The organism is Flavobacterium sp. ACN2, assembly GCF_002303885.1.
GTDB lineage: Bacteria > Bacteroidota > Bacteroidia > Flavobacteriales > Flavobacteriaceae > Flavobacterium.
The window spans coordinates 29,996-45,126 of the sequence record NZ_MRCM01000024.1 but is presented as its reverse complement, the minus strand read 5'-3'; the positions used below and the strand labels follow the sequence as shown (position 1 = coordinate 45,126).

Below are 15,131 nucleotides of genomic sequence, written 5' to 3'. Positions count from 1 at the left end.
TGTATAAGAGACAGCTTTTAGGCGAGCCAAATGGAGGGGGAGGGGGAGGTGGCGGGATATTGGAGTTGCTATTTGTTTGTGGTTTTCTTTGATCATCTGTTTTGATGTAGATCCATTCTCCAACTAGATCTTTTTCTAGTTTTTTGTCATTGTTCTTTTGGCAAGAATATAAAATGAAAAATATTATGACATATAATATGGGAGTTAACTTCATATGTTTACTTTGGTTATTGTGGCTTTTGGTTTTACAGTAATGTAAATATAATCGATTTTGAAATGGTTTTAATAATGAAATAAAAATTCTATTTTTGAAAATAAGTAAGCACTGAGGTTTGTCAGGTGTAGCAAATCTATTTAGGGTAAATAAGTCTGATATCCTCAGGCACATATATAAATACAGGAGTAATCATAAAAACTCAAATGGAAAGAACAAAAATTAAAAGAATTTTATCAGCAATAGAATTTCATCAAATAAATGAAATTTTATTAAGAGAAATTAATTTTCCAATTGAAGGGGAAGGAATTTATATAAAACATGCTGGGACACATTATGGTCATGTTAAAATTCAAATTTCTGAAAAAACTGAATTAGGCTCTTCAATTTGCAATTGGTATTTAACAGAAGAAGAATTTCCAAAAGGTGTTTATCGAGAAGCTATTGAAAAAGTTTTAAGTTTTTTTATTTCTTATTTAGAAGCAATTAGAGGAGAAAGAGTTAATATATATTTTGATATACTTGATGCAACTTTTCATCCAGTTGATTAAAGTGTTGGAGATTTTGAAATTGCTACTATACAAGCAATAATAAATGCTTTTGATAAAAATTTATATATTCCTGATCACAGGTATGTCTATAGAAAGTGATCTTCTACTAATAATTACTACAGAGGAATTCGGTAATTGCTTAATGAAAGTTTATATTATATTTGAGAGATATGGCAAATCCGAGTAATAGTCTTAATTTTCCAGCCCTTTTTGCAATACCAAACAATACATTATTTGCCAGAACGAGAAAATTAAAAAACAATATGGAAATTACTTTACACAAATTACTAATTGATAGCCTTCCTTATGAAGAACTCGCTAAAGCATTTTGCTAGTTTTGAGTTCATAAAGGAATCATATTATGTAGAAGAAAGAATAAAAGGTGGTGGTGGATATAATTCTGTAGAAATTAAGATTATTGTTGAAAATAAAAATCCTAATTATGGCTTGAAACTTAGTTGGGAAGTTTCAGATAAACAAATCTCAATGGGATTTTTTGATGCTATCGTTTCCACAATTAAAAACATATCTAAATACTATAATAATTCTTTAGTTTTTAGAATTATTGGCGGTTCATTTGATTTAGTAGATGGAAGTACTAGAAAGTTTGAAATTGTGACATTTCGAGCTATTGCTAATCTAATTGATTTTAAAAAACCAAAAAAGTGATTAATCTTTGACAAACAAACTAATAAAGAATAGTTAATTTCGCAATAGATTAAAAATCTAATATTAATGACTTTATAAACTAAAAAAGAATCGCAAACCTTCAGAGATCCATGATGGGCTTCGAACCAAAATTCCCTTTAAATATAAGCATTTTCCAAACTAGAGAAAAAATCATCTAAATTTCGAACCATCAAAAAAGCCCGAAAAATATACACTTTGCAGGCTTTTTGAAATTTTATAGTGACCTTGACGGTACAGAATTCGAACCATCTATTAGGAGATATAAAGCTTTTACAAAATTTAATCTACTAAAAAAGCTGAAGCCCCACCTTTAAGCGCCATTGACAGTGTCTAATTATTGTATTAGGTGTTTAAACTGTCAATATGTTTAAGTTGAATAATAATGATTAAAAGCACTTCAAATGCTATCTAATATTATTTTATAATTTAATGTATCCTTATATATTAATATTTTTTTGTGCTAACCTTTAGGTTGCAAATGTTTCATCATTAATTTATATATATCTATGTTATTTTTCTTGCAAATTTCAAAACATTCGTCCATGAGCTTGTTTCTAACATCAGCTTCAATTTTGTTATAAGAAGCTTTATTAGTTACTAAGTTTACATAATCATTAAAGTCGTCGTCAGGATGAAAGTTTAGCCCTTCTCCTATTAATTGTTCTGCAAAAATATGGACGTCTTCCAGAGTATTAATTTTAGCAATCATAATTTTTTTTGAAATTTTTGTTTGAGATTTTTTTTAATCGTACTTGATACAAAAATACGCAAATAAAAAATCACATTAATGACTTCTATCTCCATCTATTTTAGATAGATATTTTTTTTTAAAATTACGTACAAATACTCTATAATCTGTATTTTGATAATTATATTTTTGAGCACTTTTATCTATTTACGGAAATCCGTAATTAGTTTATAAATTAATTTTTAATATTTGTCGGTGGTACATTTTAAACTTTTTAGGTATTAAGTATCAAATACAATCTTTAACTAACTAAAAATCATTATGCATACAATTTGTTTAATTAATATGAAAGGCGGTGTTGGCAAAACAACTTTAACTATCAACCTTGCGGACTTTTTATCAAGAAGAGAAAAAAACAAAGTATTATTGATTGATATAGACCCACAATTTAATACAACTCAATGTTTGTTTAATGGCGAGGAATATGTTAAGTATCTAAGAGATGAAAAGGACACTATTCTTAAAATTTTTGATGATAATGTTAAACGCAAAATAAGCACAGTAAAAGGAACTACGAATGAAGAGACAGAACTTAAAGATGTTAAACCATACAAAATTTCAAACTTCCTTCATATTTTACCTGGTAATTTAGAATTATTTAAGCTTGAGATGGCGTCGGGTTCAGGTAAAGAGAACAAACTAAAACAATATATAGAGGAGATTTCAGCAGTTGAAAATTATGACTATGTTTTAATAGATACTCCTCCAACTCCATCAGTTTGGATGACTAGTGCATTAATAGCTAGTGATTTTTATTTAATTCCTGTTAAACCAGATCCAATGTCATTTATAGGTATCGACTTGCTTGAGAACATAGTTGAACAGAAGAAGGATGCTTATAATTTAAGTATAAAATGTGTGGGATTAATATTTACAATGGTTGAGAGAGATGATTCAATAGTATATCAAAATGCACTTAGGAATGTTAGAAAAGATAAAAAATGGAAGGATTTAATATTTAGTAAATATATTCCAAAGAGAACAGAAATTGCTAAATTGCAACTTGAAAAAAAATTTATATTAGATAGTGAGGATGCAACAGCTAAATCGTCAATGTCAAGTATTGTCAAAGAATTAAAAGATAGATTGTGATGAATAAAAATAAATTGATTCAAACCGCCAACTTGATTGAAGAACTTTCCTGGTTACTTGAAAGCAGTAAAAATGTATCGTTGAAGGAAGCATCTATGCTTATTCGTAATCTATTAAATGAAAGAAATAATTCAATTCACGACAAAATAAGTTTTTCAATTGATAACGAAGGTAAAACTTACCTTGTGGGTGTTTTACCAAAAATACTTCAAGATATTGAACTTTTCAAAAGTAATTCTGAAATGCTTGATTTTGCTGAAGAAGTATTATTATTAAAGCCAAGTCGAGCTGCCAAACGATCCCGAATGGAATATATTGGTTGGATAGTTTGTGAAGTATCAAATACTAAGAATGAAAATTTAGATAGTTTATATAAATATTTAAAAGATATATTCTCAGACGATTTACGTGTGGAAAAAATTAAGAAAGCTAAAAATGAAGTCGGTTTTTCTTGGAATCAAATAATTAGAAATTTATAAATGTCAAGAATTGTAAAAAAAGATTTTGAAGAACTAGTAAATTATATAGAAAATTTTAATCTAAAATCACTTTTAAATGAAAGTGGTTATTCTGCTCATATTTCTTCCTATCATAAGAAATATTTTAGTTTTTTTGTTTTGACAACTGAATTGGAAAATTCAATTCCCGAAAAAGAATATCTTTATCTTAAAGAAGCAAATTCTGATCTTGTTACTAGTTTATTTCACTTAATGACTGGAAATTACAAATCCTGTAAACTACTTATAAGAAGCTCAATAGAATGTTTCTTAAAAGGCTTTGCATTAAGTTTTATTCCAGACATTAATCAAGAGAAAAGTGTTTATGAATTATTTGATAAAATTAAAGCGCTTTCTTATTTTGAAAAAGAACCTTTTAAATCGGAATTCAAGAACGTCCATAATTTATATAAGTTACTTTGCAAAGATGTACATACCGCTGAAAAAGTGAATATGGCAGATATTAATTCCTTAGATTTTTTTCCTAAATATTCCAAGAGGAAAGCTAATCAAATAATTGATGTAATCTTAAAATTGATTCCAACGTATTGTTTTTTACTTGCTAACAAATACAATAATGAGTTTCACAAAATTCATCATAGTCATAAAGATTTGATAATTTCATCAATTGAAAAAAAACTGAGACCAATAATTATGAATACTAGCGAATAGCTTAGTTCATTATTACATATTTCTTTTTTAAACTTATCAAGAAAACTGAATTAAAAACACCTATTTTAAATTATATATAATCTATTTTATTATATTTGACAAATAATGTCAAGTTGTATTTTTCAAATGGAAACAGTAGGACAAATTATTCGTAAAAAAAGAGAAAGCCTTGGATTGTTACTAAGGCAAGTATCTGCATATGTGGATATTGACCAAGCAATATTAAGCAAAATTGAACGTAATGAACGTAAGCCGAACAAAGATTTAATTTTCAAAATTGCAGAAATTTTACAGCTTGATAAAGAGGAATTATTAATACAATTCATGAGCGACAGAATTGCTGATGAAATTGCTGATGAAGATTGTGCTAGCCGTGTTTTAAAGGTTGCAGAACAGAAAATTAAATATATAAAATCTCATCAATAAAAAATCTAAAAATGAAAGCAAATTATTCAGATAGAGAAGAAGTAGATGTTCTTGAAGAACCGCAGTTAGATTTTAAATATTATGTAAATCCAGTACAAGAAAAAGATAGTTCAAAAGTCAAAAAGAATGAAAAATTAAACCTACTATCTCTTTTTTCAGGATGTGGAGGAATGGATTTAGGGTTTGAAGGTGGATTTTCTGTTTTAAAATCATCTGTAAATGAAAAGCTGACTCCAACATTTATCGACAAAAATCTTAAAAATGGCTTTGTCCAACTAAAGAAAACAAGATTTAAAACTGTTTTTGCTAATGACATCTTAGGTGATGCCAGAAATGCATGGGTAAATCATTTTTTAAAGAAAGGTAAAGATGCTGATATATTCTATACACAAAGTATTGTCGATTTAGTAAAATTGCATCAAAGCGGAATAGATATTTTTCCAAAAAATATTGATGTAGTAACTGGTGGGTTTCCATGCCAAGATTTTAGTGTGGCGGGAAAAAGAAATGGATTTAATTCACATAAGAATCATAATGGTGAATTAATTGATGAGCTAACCCCGACGGAAGAAACACGAGGGCAGCTTTACATGTGGATGAAGCAAGTTATCGAGATTACCAAGCCAAAGATATTTATTGCTGAGAATGTAAAAGGATTAGTGAATCTTGAAAACGTCAAAGAAATTATTCAAAGTGATTTCTCATCAGCTGGTGAAAATGGATATATTGTTTTAAATCCAAGAGTTTTACATTCAGCAAATTTTGGAGTGCCACAATCAAGAGAACGAGTAATCTTTATCGGAATAAAAAAATCCGAATTAACCGATACAGCATTATTTGAATTACAACAAGAAACAATTTCAGATAAATATAATCCATATCCAAAACCCACTCATTCTTACACTGCAAAAGGAGATCACTTAAAGAAATTTGTTCAATTGAGCGAACTTTTTTCATTGTTAGAAGAGCCTGATAAGACGAGTGATTTGTCACAAAAAGTATATTCAAAAGCTAAGTACATGGGGGCGCATTGCCAAGGGCAAACTGAAATAAAGCTGGACAGTATTAGTCCTACTATTCGAGCAGAGCATCATGGGAATATTGAATTTAGAAGGCTTTCAAAGGAAAATGGCGGAAAAATAGATGACGAATTATCAAATGGATTAATCGAAAGAAGATTAACTCCAAGAGAATGTGCTTTAATCCAAACTTTTCCACCGGATTATGACTTTGTAATCGAAAATAAAAATGGCAGGAAAGGTTCATATTTAGTTAGTCCATCACAAGCTTACAAAATAATAGGAAATGCAGTTCCTCCATTGTTGGCATTTAATTTAGCCAAGCGAATTGAAGATTTATGGGATTTATATTTTAAAAAATAAGTATGATAATTTCAGAAAATTCAGAACCAAACAGATCACAATTTAATACTTTATTAAGTTCAACCCTAGAAGCATTAAATAACGAAGCAGTAAAATCTCCAAAAGTAATTTCAACTTTGGCAGGAATTAAACTTGAATCATATATTGGTAAAGTTATGTCCGAATTGGCTGTGGGAACTATTTTTGAAGATTCAATTCAGGTAATTGGAGGACAAAAATTCCCCGATATTATCGCTCAAAAACTTTATGGTATTGAGGTAAAAACTACGACTCAAAATCATTGGAAGACAACAGGAAATAGTGTGCTTGAAAGTACAAGAGTAGCAGATGTGGAAAGGATATTTATGCTCTTTGCAAAACTCGCAAATCCTATTGAATTTAGATGTCGTCCATATGAAGAGTGTTTGTCAGAAGTGGTTGTTACTCATTCTCCTCGCTATTTAATAGACATGAATTTACCTTTAGGACAAACAATTTTTGATAAGATGAATACTCCGTATGACACTCTGAGAAAGAAAAAGAATCCGTTAGGACATGTTGTTGATTATTACAAAAGCAATTTAAAACCAGGAGAGCAACTTTGGTGGATAGATAATAGCAATGTTAGCAATATATCGATCAAGATGTGGAAAAATATTGGTAGAGAAAAGCAAAAAGAAATAATTACCAAGATTATGGTTTATTTCACGGAGATTTTTGGAAATAATAGTCGAAAAAAATTCGAAAGAATTCCTGCTTGGCTTGTTACTCGCGAAGGAATAGTAACTCCAAATATTCGTGATCTTTTTTCATCGGGTGGGAAATCTGATTTATTAGTTGGAAATAAATTATATAAAGATATTCCCAGAATATTTTTAAACCTGTTTAATAGTCTAACTTTAGTAATAGAAATTATAGCTCAAACTTCATATATTGAACTCTCGGAATATTGGGGTATCAGAACAACGGAAAAAAATAAAATCTCTGATTGGATTAGCTTAGTTTCAGAAGAGGCAAAAAGAATTTCTGATGCACAACATTTAGACATAAAAAAAATAATCAATGAAATAATTGCGCTTAAATAATGTGTTGAGCTTCAATTTTAAAAAATCCGTCTTTAGAATATTATTATTATTATAATTAAGGGTGTAAAAAATACACCCTTAATTATTCTAAATCCCCTTATAAAATCTCTTTTTCCTTTTTTGTTTAAATTGTTTAGAAACATAGTCACTTATTTTTTCCCCTCGTAGCAGTATATCTACCAAATTTTCTTTTACATACTCTTTTGATTCCAGATTTTGAAAGTTTTCTGAAGAAGTTGAAACGGGGCTTTGATATTTCCTTTCAAATGCAAGAATGTTAATTGCACAGCTTTCCTGAATTCCTTTTGCACTGTATTCTTTTCCCAGACTGCTTCCGTTGAAAACGGATTTGGTTTTATGGTCAACGTAAGTTATTCCGTAAAGCTGTCCTTCATTGCTTTTTCGTAATATCATATGAATGCTTTCTTGTTCCAATATCTTGGATAATTTTTCGGGAGAAAATATGTTTTCACGATTGAAAGCCAGTTTTACGGCATTTTTTACATATTTTTTGCAAGACTCTTTCTCTGATTCATTAGACTTAAACTTTCCTTCCAGAAATTTTAAGGTAGGTCTGCTGTAGAATTCGCTGGCTTTTATCGGCACACCTATGGGTTTTGAATTCTTGTCAAGTATCTTATAAAGCAGTCCATTATTTTTAAAAACTCTCGACTCTTCAGTTCCTCTGTCAGCATGAACATTGTAGAGGTTTAGAACTGCATTGAGTTCAGGCAGGCTTGAATATTTATAATCAAATAAAACCTTGTTTAAAACTGAATTGATTGCCTTTCTGGACTCTGCTTTTCCGTATTGGACTCTGCCGACATCTATCGGATTTAACGAAAATTGTTCTTTCTGTTTTCTTCCTTCGGCTTTTACAAGCCCGAACATTTCTTCAATTTCTTTTCGGGCAGGTTCTGATTTTCTGATCCCTAATAAATGCAGATCGATTCTTCTTCCGTCTCTCTGAATGTTATTTGTCACGATGTGGCAGTGCGGATGACCCGCATCATAATGCTGATACACCAGATAAGGCTGTCTGCCGAATCCCAGTTTTTTCATATAGGTGTCTGCAATTTCAGCCAGTTTTTCTTTCGAATGATTCTCCGATGGATCAAAGTTGAGCGAGATATGCACTGTGTTTCTCTTCGCATTGGTATTGAGTTCTGACAGTTTTAGGAAGCGGTTTAATTTTGAAGTGAAACTCAGTTTTTCCAATTCTAGCGGATAATTCACAGCACTGATGCATTCCGCTTTTCCGATCTCAACTTTATTTTCGTTGTAATTCAGAATGCCTCTTATGGACGAGCTTGTTTTTATCACTGCAACCATTGTTCTGCGATTTTCTGGGTGTGGCCTGAGACCTCTTCCATTTTATCAAAAAGTCTTTTTCTCTGTATCTCGAACAGATAAAGATGCCCTTTGAAATCGGGAACTGTTTTGAGCGTGTTTATCTTTCTGGCAATCTGATTGATATTATTGCCGATTGCCCTTAATTCCGAATTAAGTACAGCTGTCTCTTCCATTAGTTCGTCTAAAGACTGGTTTCTGTAAGTGGCTACAATTGGTTTGTTGAATAAGTGCCTTCTGATGTGGTCACTTAATTTTCGGCAGGTGCTTGCTCTGAATCTTTTTTCCAGTTCGGCATACTCCAAAGGAGTGAATCGCAGTCCCACGATTCGTGTTCTGTTTGAATTTTCTCTTTTCATCATCTTTCATTTTCATTGTTATCAAACTCTTTTCTTTTAAGTTTCTCCACCGCCGAGTTCCGAGTCAATGGGTGGCAAGATAGGCGGTTGTTAAACAACCGTTCATCTTGCTAGATGCAGGAACGTGGCATCTTGAAGAATTTTAAAAGTCTAAATACTAAATTAAGTGTATCTTTTGAAGATTCCTATCCTAAGTAAATTTTACGCAGGATAGCTGTTGGCTGTTATCTTTTAAGTGTTTACTAAACAACTATAAAAATGGAATGTCCTAAGAGAGATATTTTGAGAATCATAAAAATATCATTTAATTGACAGCTCTGCTTTTAGTTGGTCAGTCTGCTTTTTATGTTTATTTTCCAGCTCTTCAAACTCTTTCACTTTCTTTTTGTAATAAACCTCTTTTAAATAAATTTCTTTATCAATGCGGGAAAGCTCCTTTTCCAAAATCTTTCTTTTTTCATAGCGGTATAAAAAAGATATGATTGCGAAGAATAAAAGGCTTAAAAGAATTACAAAAAGAATTTTGAGACGATTCATAAGCAATGAATTATAGAATTGGAAATCTTCTGTTTTGTTTAGAGATAAATATATAGTAAAATTCTTTAATTCTTGTTTTTAATTTACTGGTATTTATGTATTTAGAAAGCTAATGTCTGTCAAAAATACTTTTAAAAGAAAAGGAAAAAAGAAAGCAGTCTTTAATTGGACAATCAGACAGATGAAGTGCTATAAGTCCCGAAGGGCATTTTTGAGGAACGAAAAAATGTTATGCGCACTTCTCTGGCTGTGTCCAATATCTTGCTTTGCTTTTTTTGTTTTTGGAATGATTTAGAAAGTTTTGATATTAAAGCAGTGTGAAATTGCTTTTTACATTATCAATCAAGAATATGCTGTCATTTAGTCCGTTAGAATCAATAAATTGCAGAACATAACTTTCAGCTTCCTTTTTCCTGTCTGGATCAGTTGCAAAAGTATTTAAATAAAAATCTTCATTTTCATCTTCGATGTGAATTATTTCAGTGTAGCCTTTTGTAATTAAAGAGCCTTTGAGCTTTAACACCTTAGCCTCACTCGTTCGGTCAATTTCCTTTTTAACTCTAAGATGTATAGTTTTATTCATGATTTGTGCATTTTTGGTATTTAAGAGGGTATTTGAAAGCAAAAAAGAGACTCGAAAGTCTCTTTTTGGAATTAATATATCTTTTATAAAAGCTTATTTGGCTTTTAGAAGTTTTTCCAAATATTCGACTTTGTCTTTTTCAGCTTGAACTAAACGTTCATATAATTTTATGTGCTGTTCGTGAGATTCTATTAGTTTATCTAATGGATTAAATGTGCATCCATAATGCACAGCGGAAGAATTATCCACATGATATGTGTTACCAATAATATTTAAAACGGCTTCTTCTGAGAAATTCTTAATTGCATCTACAGTAACCCCTAAAGCTTTTGCCACCTCTGTTAATTTTTCATCATCTATAGATTCACTATTCTCTAATATTGAAACAGTCTGCTGGTTTGTTCCCATAGCCTGCGCCAGAGCTTCCTGTTTCATGTCTTTCAGTTCACGGATACGGCTGATTTTACGCCCCATGTGATTTGGTTTTGTTAATGTACTCATAGCTCAAAGATAATAATTAAGAATAAAAAAGCAGGATTCATGTATGATACAAAAAATCTCATGTACGGTACGGGAAAATTTGATACCGTACGGTACAAGTAATTAGTTACTTGCCTGTGTGTTAAACAAAAATACAATTTTTCACACAAGTATTAACTAAAATATGTAAAATTATGAAAACAATTGACAGCTTAGGATTACAGACGGTCAGCAGTATTATTGCTGACTGCATTAGTACAAGCAGTATATACTGCTTCGGAGAAAAAAAACAGTTTCATGCGGTTGAGAACCCATTTCAGGAATGTGCTTCTGGGGAAAAACAGAACACGCATTATTATCTGCTGATTTTAACCGATGAATATATTAGCAATGCAGTTGCAGATATTAGCGACATAATAAAAAACAAAACAGAAGGCCGGTTCACGGCAACACTTTTGTTTTATAAAACAAAATTTAGACATTCTCTGACGCACAACCAATTGTATTTTTATTATCAGGTTGTGACGAGAGGCAATAAGGTGTATGAACGTGAAAATTCACCTTTAAACATTTCCTTTGATGGTATTCCAGAATTTAAGATTGAACGTATAAAATCTTACTGGAAAAACAGAAATTTAATCGCTGAAACTTATTTAGATAGCGTAGGGAATGTTGATTACACCAGTACTGGATTTGTTCAGGAATCTATGCTCCACATTGCTGTCGAGCAAATCTGTTTAGGACTTATCAGTGTGTTTTTAGGATATTATCCTGATCATTTTTCACTGCTTTATCTGTTTGAAATATGTGAAATATTTACTCCTTTAACTTCTGATATTTTTCCTCGTTCAACTAGTGAAGACAAAGCGATGCTTGAACTGTTAAAAGTTAATCCAGCTTCACTTCGCTGGAGTAAGGTGCAAGAATCGTGTTTAGTAAGTACACAGCTTCTAGAGAAGAGGTGCGGTCTTTTTTATGAAAAAGCTACTGAGATTGCAGAGGCGGAATTGCTTCGTCAAGAAAGCCTTTGTGTTTTGGAATCGTAAAATCATAAGTTATGTATCACAATATATTAACTCAGAAAGATAATCCAGATCGCAGACAGATTAAAAAAGTAATTAAGCTTTTGCGGATGTTCATGAAAATTGATATGATTTATTTTTCGAAGCAGTCAGACGTAATTTCCAATTCAGGCATAATAACAGTTATTATAAGCAAATCCAGCCCTCATTATTATGATGAAATTTATGAGTACTGCTGGAAAATTTTCAGATATTTTGATGAATTTTCTTTCCTGTTCTATGATAGATTTTGGGTTAAGGAAGAGATTGGTTATGGGAATCCTTATTTTATCCTGCATTGTAATGATGATACTCTAATTTACAGTAAACCTAAAGAAAAGTGCTTATTTGAGATTGGAGAAATAGATTGCGAAGACTTTCTCAAAGAAGCAAAGAAAAGATTTGATGCTGATACAGCGGAGAGCAGTGTTGTCGGCCGTGATTTAAAATATCACATCAATAACGGGAATCATCTTATGTCTGCTTATACAATACATCAGCAGTTGCGGTATCTTTTTATTAGTGTTTCTTGGTTTCTGACAGGAGAATATATTCCTTCACACAGCATAGCTGAACAGCAGGAGCATTTGTCGGGATTCTGCAAAAGACTTGGAAGTCTCTTTGATTATGAAATAAAAGAAGAATGGTCAGTATTGGAACAATTGGAGTGTGCTCGTGGATCGGTGCAGTATAATCACAAAATAGATCCTCCAACACAGGAATCTGTCGAGTCTGCCCGAGCAAAATTAGATTTTTTAAAAACCGAAACTGATAAACTGTTCAAAGAATGTATAGAGAAAACCAAACAAATATTCAAAAATCATGGAAACCGATAAAATCAAAAAACTTGAAGACATCAGGACGTTAAGCGGAAAACTGCTTAATGCCCTGAAAAAAGCAGAGGATAAAAGAGGGATGTATAATGCAGAGATCAGGGTTTATGGCTACTGCGAACTCGGTTCTGTTGTCAGAAACCTGATGAAGCTGTGCATTATCGCTTTAGATCATGACAGCGCAGAAGTTCCGCCGACGATTGAAAACCAATACATTGATGTTGGGCTTATACTGGGAATTGCTCTTCAGCTGTTTCCAGTTGATGAATTTGAATTTTTAAATGAGATTACGGATCTGTTTTCAGAAAATAAAGAAGAAACAGAATAGGGAAGATTAAGATTTAATATTTTAAAATTATGGAAACTGACAAAATAAAAACACTGGATGAATTTAAAGATTTTGCATCTTATCATTTTAAAGTGCTCAAGCCTGCCAAGGACAAAGGCGGGGAATCAATACGTGAGATAAGATTTTATGGATACACGGATATGACGTGTCTGGCAGTGAATCTCATCCGAATGTGCCTGAATATCATTTATTCGGATGAACTTGATAACAGAGAAATATACATAGGTTCTGTTCTGGAACTTGCCCTTCAGCTGATTCCAAGTGCAGAAATTGAGGTTCTAGATGAAATATACAGAATGCTCAATAAGCAGAGGGAAGATAAATGAACACTGGGCTTATCAAATTATTCAATACCGTTTTCATGAATATATTATGTCCATGACAGTGAGAGAAAAGCTTTTTATCTTTGTCGGAATCAAAAATTGGATTGAGTGATGATAAGTAAATTTTACTTATGATCCTTAGTTGGTTAGGTTTTATATTTGTGTTATCCTACCCAAATTTTGCGCAGGATAAAAAGAGAAAAGTGTTTTAACTTTATGGCGATGAATGATTGTGGAACAAAAAAGACCGAGTCTCGGTCTTTTTTTAATGAAGAGGAATTGTGAAATGAGAAATGAAGATGAGAATGAAAGAGGAAAAATGACGGCAGAGCAAGCCATGAAAATGCTGAAAGATGAGAATGTAGATGTAACGCTTGAACAGGCAGACAAAGTATTAGATTTTTTACGACTGCTTGCCAGAGTAACGGTTTTAAACTATTTAAAGAAGAAGAGGGATGAAAAAGACAGCAGATTTATACGTGAGAGTGAGTACGGACGAGCAGGCGGAAAAAGGTTACTCTCAAAGAAACCAAGAGGAAATGCTAAGAAAGTATTGTGAGATTAATTCTATTCATATTAGGGATATTATTTATGAAGATCATTCTGCAAAAACATTTAATAGACCCAAATGGAAACTTTATCTGGCAACAATTAAAAAGTACAAAAACAAAACCGATTTGATCTTGTTCACCAAATGGGACAGATTCAGCAGAAATGCAGGCGATGCGTACCAGATGATTAATACTCTGAGAAGACTTGGTGTAGAGCCTCAGGCAATAGAACAGCCTTTAGATCTGTCTATTCCAGAAAATAAAATGATGCTTGCTTTTTATCTGGCAGCTCCAGAAGTAGAAAATGACAGGAGGGCGTTAAACACTTTTCACGGTATGAGAAGAGCAAGAAAAGAGGGACGCTACATGGGGCTTGCCCCGTCTGGTTATATAAACAAAATTACTGAAGATGGTAAGAAATATATAACTTTTGACCAGCCTGAAGCATCTATCTTAAAATGGTGTTTTGAAGAAATTGCAAAAGATATTTTTAATACAGAACAGATTTTTCTTCAGGCGAAAAGAAAAGGACTTAAAACGAGTAAAAATAATTTTTGGAGACAGATCCGTAATCCTGTTTACTGCGGAAAAATATTAATTCCCAAATATAAGGATGAGGAAGCAAAATATGTAATGGGATCGCATGAGCCGTTAATTTCTGAAGGGCTGTTTTATCTTGTTCAGGATGTTTTAGACGGACGAAGAAAGAATTTTAGGACTAAGTCGGTAACCTCCGAACCGTTTCCGCTTCGAGGTTTATTTAAATGCCCTTTATGCGATAAAATTTTAACTGCAAGCATATCTAAAGGCAGGAACAGTCATTATTCATATTATCATTGCTATAAAGGCTGTAATTACAGAATCAGATCATGTGAGGTTAACCGCATTTTCTACGATCAACTGAGAAAGTATATTCCAAAACCTGAAACAGAAAAGATTTACATTACAGCTGTTAAAGAATATTTTAATGATTTCAATAAAGAATCAATCGCAGAAAAGAACAGAGTCATTTCTCAGCTGAAAGAATTTGAACAGAAGATTTCTTACATCAGAGATTTGCTGGCTTCAAGAAAGATTGAAGTGAAAGATTACACTGAGATGAAAACGGATTATGATAATAAAATTCATCGACTTGAAATTAAATTAGCAGATTTAGCAGGAGAGAACATTAGTATTACCGATCTATTAAAAGCAGGAATAAAAAATTTAATGAAGCTAAACGAATGCTGTAGTGAAGCGGATCTAACTCACTTTCGCAGTATTATCGGTTCAATATATCCTGAAAAATTCACAATCGAAGAAAAGCAGTTTCGAACCGCAAGAATAAATGAGGTCGTTCAGCTAGTTTACTTAATTAATGAGGAATTAG

The 15,131-nt window shown here is 31.8% G+C and carries 19 protein-coding genes and 1 pseudogene; 14 read left to right on the top strand and 6 right to left on the bottom strand.

Annotated features, from left to right (window positions below; genetic code table 11):
• The first annotated feature begins 420 nt into the window (after positions 1-420).
• Together BSF41_RS22440 and BSF41_RS22435 are read left to right on the top strand one after the other, a co-directional pair.
• On the top strand, positions 421-765 hold the full coding sequence (locus BSF41_RS22440; RefSeq protein WP_095931711.1) for a hypothetical protein: 345 nt from the start codon (positions 421-423) through the stop codon (positions 763-765).
• A gap of 306 nt (positions 766-1,071) precedes the next feature.
• Positions 1,072-1,434 carry a hypothetical protein gene (locus BSF41_RS22435; protein ID WP_095931710.1) on the top strand — a complete coding sequence of 121 codons (363 nt, stop codon included), beginning with the start codon at positions 1,072-1,074 and terminating at the stop codon, positions 1,432-1,434.
• Between the two features lie 481 nt (positions 1,435-1,915).
• On the opposite strand, the gene BSF41_RS22430 is transcribed toward BSF41_RS22435, so the two are convergent.
• On the bottom strand, positions 1,916-2,164 hold the full coding sequence (locus BSF41_RS22430) for a hypothetical protein (protein WP_095931709.1): 249 nt from the start codon (positions 2,162-2,164) through the stop codon (positions 1,916-1,918).
• A 300-nt stretch (positions 2,165-2,464) separates the two neighbouring features.
• Between BSF41_RS22430 and BSF41_RS22425 the strand changes: the two genes are divergently transcribed.
• The 6 genes from BSF41_RS22425 to BSF41_RS22400 all read left to right on the top strand — a co-directional run bounded on the left by BSF41_RS22425 (position 2,465) and on the right by BSF41_RS22400 (position 7,336).
• Positions 2,465-3,295 (top strand): ParA family protein, encoded by an 831-nt coding sequence (locus tag BSF41_RS22425; RefSeq protein WP_095931708.1) that lies wholly within the window; start codon positions 2,465-2,467, stop codon positions 3,293-3,295.
• Positions 3,295-3,774, top strand: a complete 480-nt coding sequence (locus tag BSF41_RS22420) for a hypothetical protein (RefSeq protein ID WP_095931707.1) — start codon at positions 3,295-3,297, stop codon at positions 3,772-3,774. The genes BSF41_RS22425 and BSF41_RS22420 overlap by 1 nt, the downstream gene beginning before the upstream one ends.
• Positions 3,775-4,464 (top strand): hypothetical protein, encoded by a 690-nt coding sequence (locus tag BSF41_RS22415; protein WP_095931706.1) that lies wholly within the window; start codon positions 3,775-3,777, stop codon positions 4,462-4,464. It begins immediately after the preceding gene.
• A gap of 126 nt (positions 4,465-4,590) precedes the next feature.
• The gene (locus BSF41_RS22410; protein ID WP_095931705.1) at positions 4,591-4,890 is read left to right on the top strand and encodes a helix-turn-helix domain-containing protein; all 300 of its coding nucleotides are present in this window, start codon (positions 4,591-4,593) and stop codon (positions 4,888-4,890) included.
• Between the two features lie 11 nt (positions 4,891-4,901).
• On the top strand, positions 4,902-6,272 hold the full coding sequence (locus BSF41_RS22405) for a DNA cytosine methyltransferase (protein ID WP_095931704.1): 1,371 nt from the start codon (positions 4,902-4,904) through the stop codon (positions 6,270-6,272).
• A 2-nt stretch (positions 6,273-6,274) separates the two neighbouring features.
• Positions 6,275-7,336: a hypothetical protein gene (locus BSF41_RS22400; RefSeq protein ID WP_095931703.1), complete on the top strand. Its 1,062-nt coding sequence runs from the start codon at positions 6,275-6,277 to the stop codon at positions 7,334-7,336.
• Positions 7,337-7,423: 87 nt separating this feature from the next.
• Here the strand turns inward: BSF41_RS22400 and BSF41_RS22395 are convergent, their stop codons facing one another.
• The 5 genes from BSF41_RS22395 to BSF41_RS22375 all read right to left on the bottom strand — a co-directional run bounded on the left by BSF41_RS22395 (position 7,424) and on the right by BSF41_RS22375 (position 10,666).
• On the bottom strand, positions 7,424-8,668 hold the full coding sequence (locus BSF41_RS22395; protein ID WP_095931702.1) for a relaxase/mobilization nuclease domain-containing protein: 1,245 nt from the start codon (positions 8,666-8,668) through the stop codon (positions 7,424-7,426).
• Entirely contained in the window at positions 8,656-9,012 is a 357-nt protein-coding gene (gene mobC, locus BSF41_RS22390; RefSeq protein WP_253251877.1) for a plasmid mobilization relaxosome protein MobC, read from the bottom strand. Before mobC ends, BSF41_RS22395 begins: the two co-directional genes overlap by 13 nt.
• A gap of 333 nt (positions 9,013-9,345) precedes the next feature.
• A complete protein-coding gene (locus BSF41_RS23850) occupies positions 9,346-9,489 on the bottom strand; it encodes a hypothetical protein (RefSeq protein ID WP_172426961.1) in 144 nt (47 codons plus the stop codon).
• A 400-nt stretch (positions 9,490-9,889) separates the two neighbouring features.
• Positions 9,890-10,165: a hypothetical protein gene (locus tag BSF41_RS22380; protein WP_095931699.1), complete on the bottom strand. Its 276-nt coding sequence runs from the start codon at positions 10,163-10,165 to the stop codon at positions 9,890-9,892.
• A 93-nt stretch (positions 10,166-10,258) separates the two neighbouring features.
• Positions 10,259-10,666: a helix-turn-helix domain-containing protein gene (locus BSF41_RS22375; protein ID WP_095931698.1), complete on the bottom strand. Its 408-nt coding sequence runs from the start codon at positions 10,664-10,666 to the stop codon at positions 10,259-10,261.
• Positions 10,667-10,839: 173 nt separating this feature from the next.
• Between BSF41_RS22375 and BSF41_RS22370 the strand changes: the two genes are divergently transcribed.
• The 6 genes and pseudogenes from BSF41_RS22370 to BSF41_RS24010 form a co-directional block, all read left to right on the top strand.
• Positions 10,840-11,691, top strand: a complete 852-nt coding sequence (locus BSF41_RS22370) for a hypothetical protein (RefSeq protein ID WP_095931697.1) — start codon at positions 10,840-10,842, stop codon at positions 11,689-11,691.
• An 11-nt stretch (positions 11,692-11,702) separates the two neighbouring features.
• A complete protein-coding gene (locus BSF41_RS22365; protein ID WP_095931696.1) occupies positions 11,703-12,542 on the top strand; it encodes a hypothetical protein in 840 nt (279 codons plus the stop codon).
• Positions 12,529-12,867: a hypothetical protein gene (locus BSF41_RS22360; protein ID WP_095931695.1), complete on the top strand. Its 339-nt coding sequence runs from the start codon at positions 12,529-12,531 to the stop codon at positions 12,865-12,867. Before BSF41_RS22365 ends, BSF41_RS22360 begins: the two co-directional genes overlap by 14 nt.
• A gap of 29 nt (positions 12,868-12,896) precedes the next feature.
• Positions 12,897-13,214: a hypothetical protein gene (locus BSF41_RS22355; protein ID WP_095931694.1), complete on the top strand. Its 318-nt coding sequence runs from the start codon at positions 12,897-12,899 to the stop codon at positions 13,212-13,214.
• 265 nt (positions 13,215-13,479) lie between these two features.
• Positions 13,480-13,770, top strand: a complete 291-nt coding sequence (locus BSF41_RS23845; RefSeq protein WP_172426960.1) for a hypothetical protein — start codon at positions 13,480-13,482, stop codon at positions 13,768-13,770.
• Positions 13,667-14,452 (top strand): annotated as a pseudogene (locus tag BSF41_RS24010) (recombinase family protein); the annotation flags it as partial. The gene BSF41_RS23845 and the pseudogene BSF41_RS24010, both read left to right, overlap by 104 nt.
• Positions 14,453-15,131: the final 679 nt, after the last annotated feature.

Excerpts from the sequence above, each read along its gene's own strand:
- BSF41_RS22365 (WP_095931696.1), top strand. The coding sequence starts at position 11,703 with ATGTATCACAATATATTAACTCAGAAAGATAATCCAGATCGCAGACAG.
- BSF41_RS22425 (WP_095931708.1), top strand. The coding sequence starts at position 2,465 with ATGCATACAATTTGTTTAATTAATATGAAAGGCGGTGTTGGCAAAACA.
- BSF41_RS22375 (WP_095931698.1), bottom strand. The coding sequence starts at position 10,666 with ATGAGTACATTAACAAAACCAAATCACATGGGGCGTAAAATCAGCCGT.
- BSF41_RS22370 (WP_095931697.1), top strand. The coding sequence starts at position 10,840 with ATGAAAACAATTGACAGCTTAGGATTACAGACGGTCAGCAGTATTATT.
- BSF41_RS22395 (WP_095931702.1), bottom strand. The coding sequence starts at position 8,668 with ATGGTTGCAGTGATAAAAACAAGCTCGTCCATAAGAGGCATTCTGAAT.
- BSF41_RS22405 (WP_095931704.1), top strand. The coding sequence starts at position 4,902 with ATGAAAGCAAATTATTCAGATAGAGAAGAAGTAGATGTTCTTGAAGAA.
- BSF41_RS22440 (WP_095931711.1), top strand. The coding sequence starts at position 421 with ATGGAAAGAACAAAAATTAAAAGAATTTTATCAGCAATAGAATTTCAT.
- BSF41_RS22360 (WP_095931695.1), top strand. The coding sequence starts at position 12,529 with ATGGAAACCGATAAAATCAAAAAACTTGAAGACATCAGGACGTTAAGC.
- BSF41_RS22380 (WP_095931699.1), bottom strand. The coding sequence starts at position 10,165 with ATGAATAAAACTATACATCTTAGAGTTAAAAAGGAAATTGACCGAACG.
- BSF41_RS22430 (WP_095931709.1), bottom strand. The coding sequence starts at position 2,164 with ATGATTGCTAAAATTAATACTCTGGAAGACGTCCATATTTTTGCAGAA.
- BSF41_RS22410 (WP_095931705.1), top strand. The coding sequence starts at position 4,591 with ATGGAAACAGTAGGACAAATTATTCGTAAAAAAAGAGAAAGCCTTGGA.
- BSF41_RS22420 (WP_095931707.1), top strand. The coding sequence starts at position 3,295 with ATGAATAAAAATAAATTGATTCAAACCGCCAACTTGATTGAAGAACTT.
- BSF41_RS22400 (WP_095931703.1), top strand. The coding sequence starts at position 6,275 with ATGATAATTTCAGAAAATTCAGAACCAAACAGATCACAATTTAATACT.
- BSF41_RS22415 (WP_095931706.1), top strand. The coding sequence starts at position 3,775 with ATGTCAAGAATTGTAAAAAAAGATTTTGAAGAACTAGTAAATTATATA.
- BSF41_RS22355 (WP_095931694.1), top strand. The coding sequence starts at position 12,897 with ATGGAAACTGACAAAATAAAAACACTGGATGAATTTAAAGATTTTGCA.
- BSF41_RS23845 (WP_172426960.1), top strand. The coding sequence starts at position 13,480 with ATGAAGAGGAATTGTGAAATGAGAAATGAAGATGAGAATGAAAGAGGA.
- BSF41_RS22435 (WP_095931710.1), top strand. The coding sequence starts at position 1,072 with ATGAAGAACTCGCTAAAGCATTTTGCTAGTTTTGAGTTCATAAAGGAA.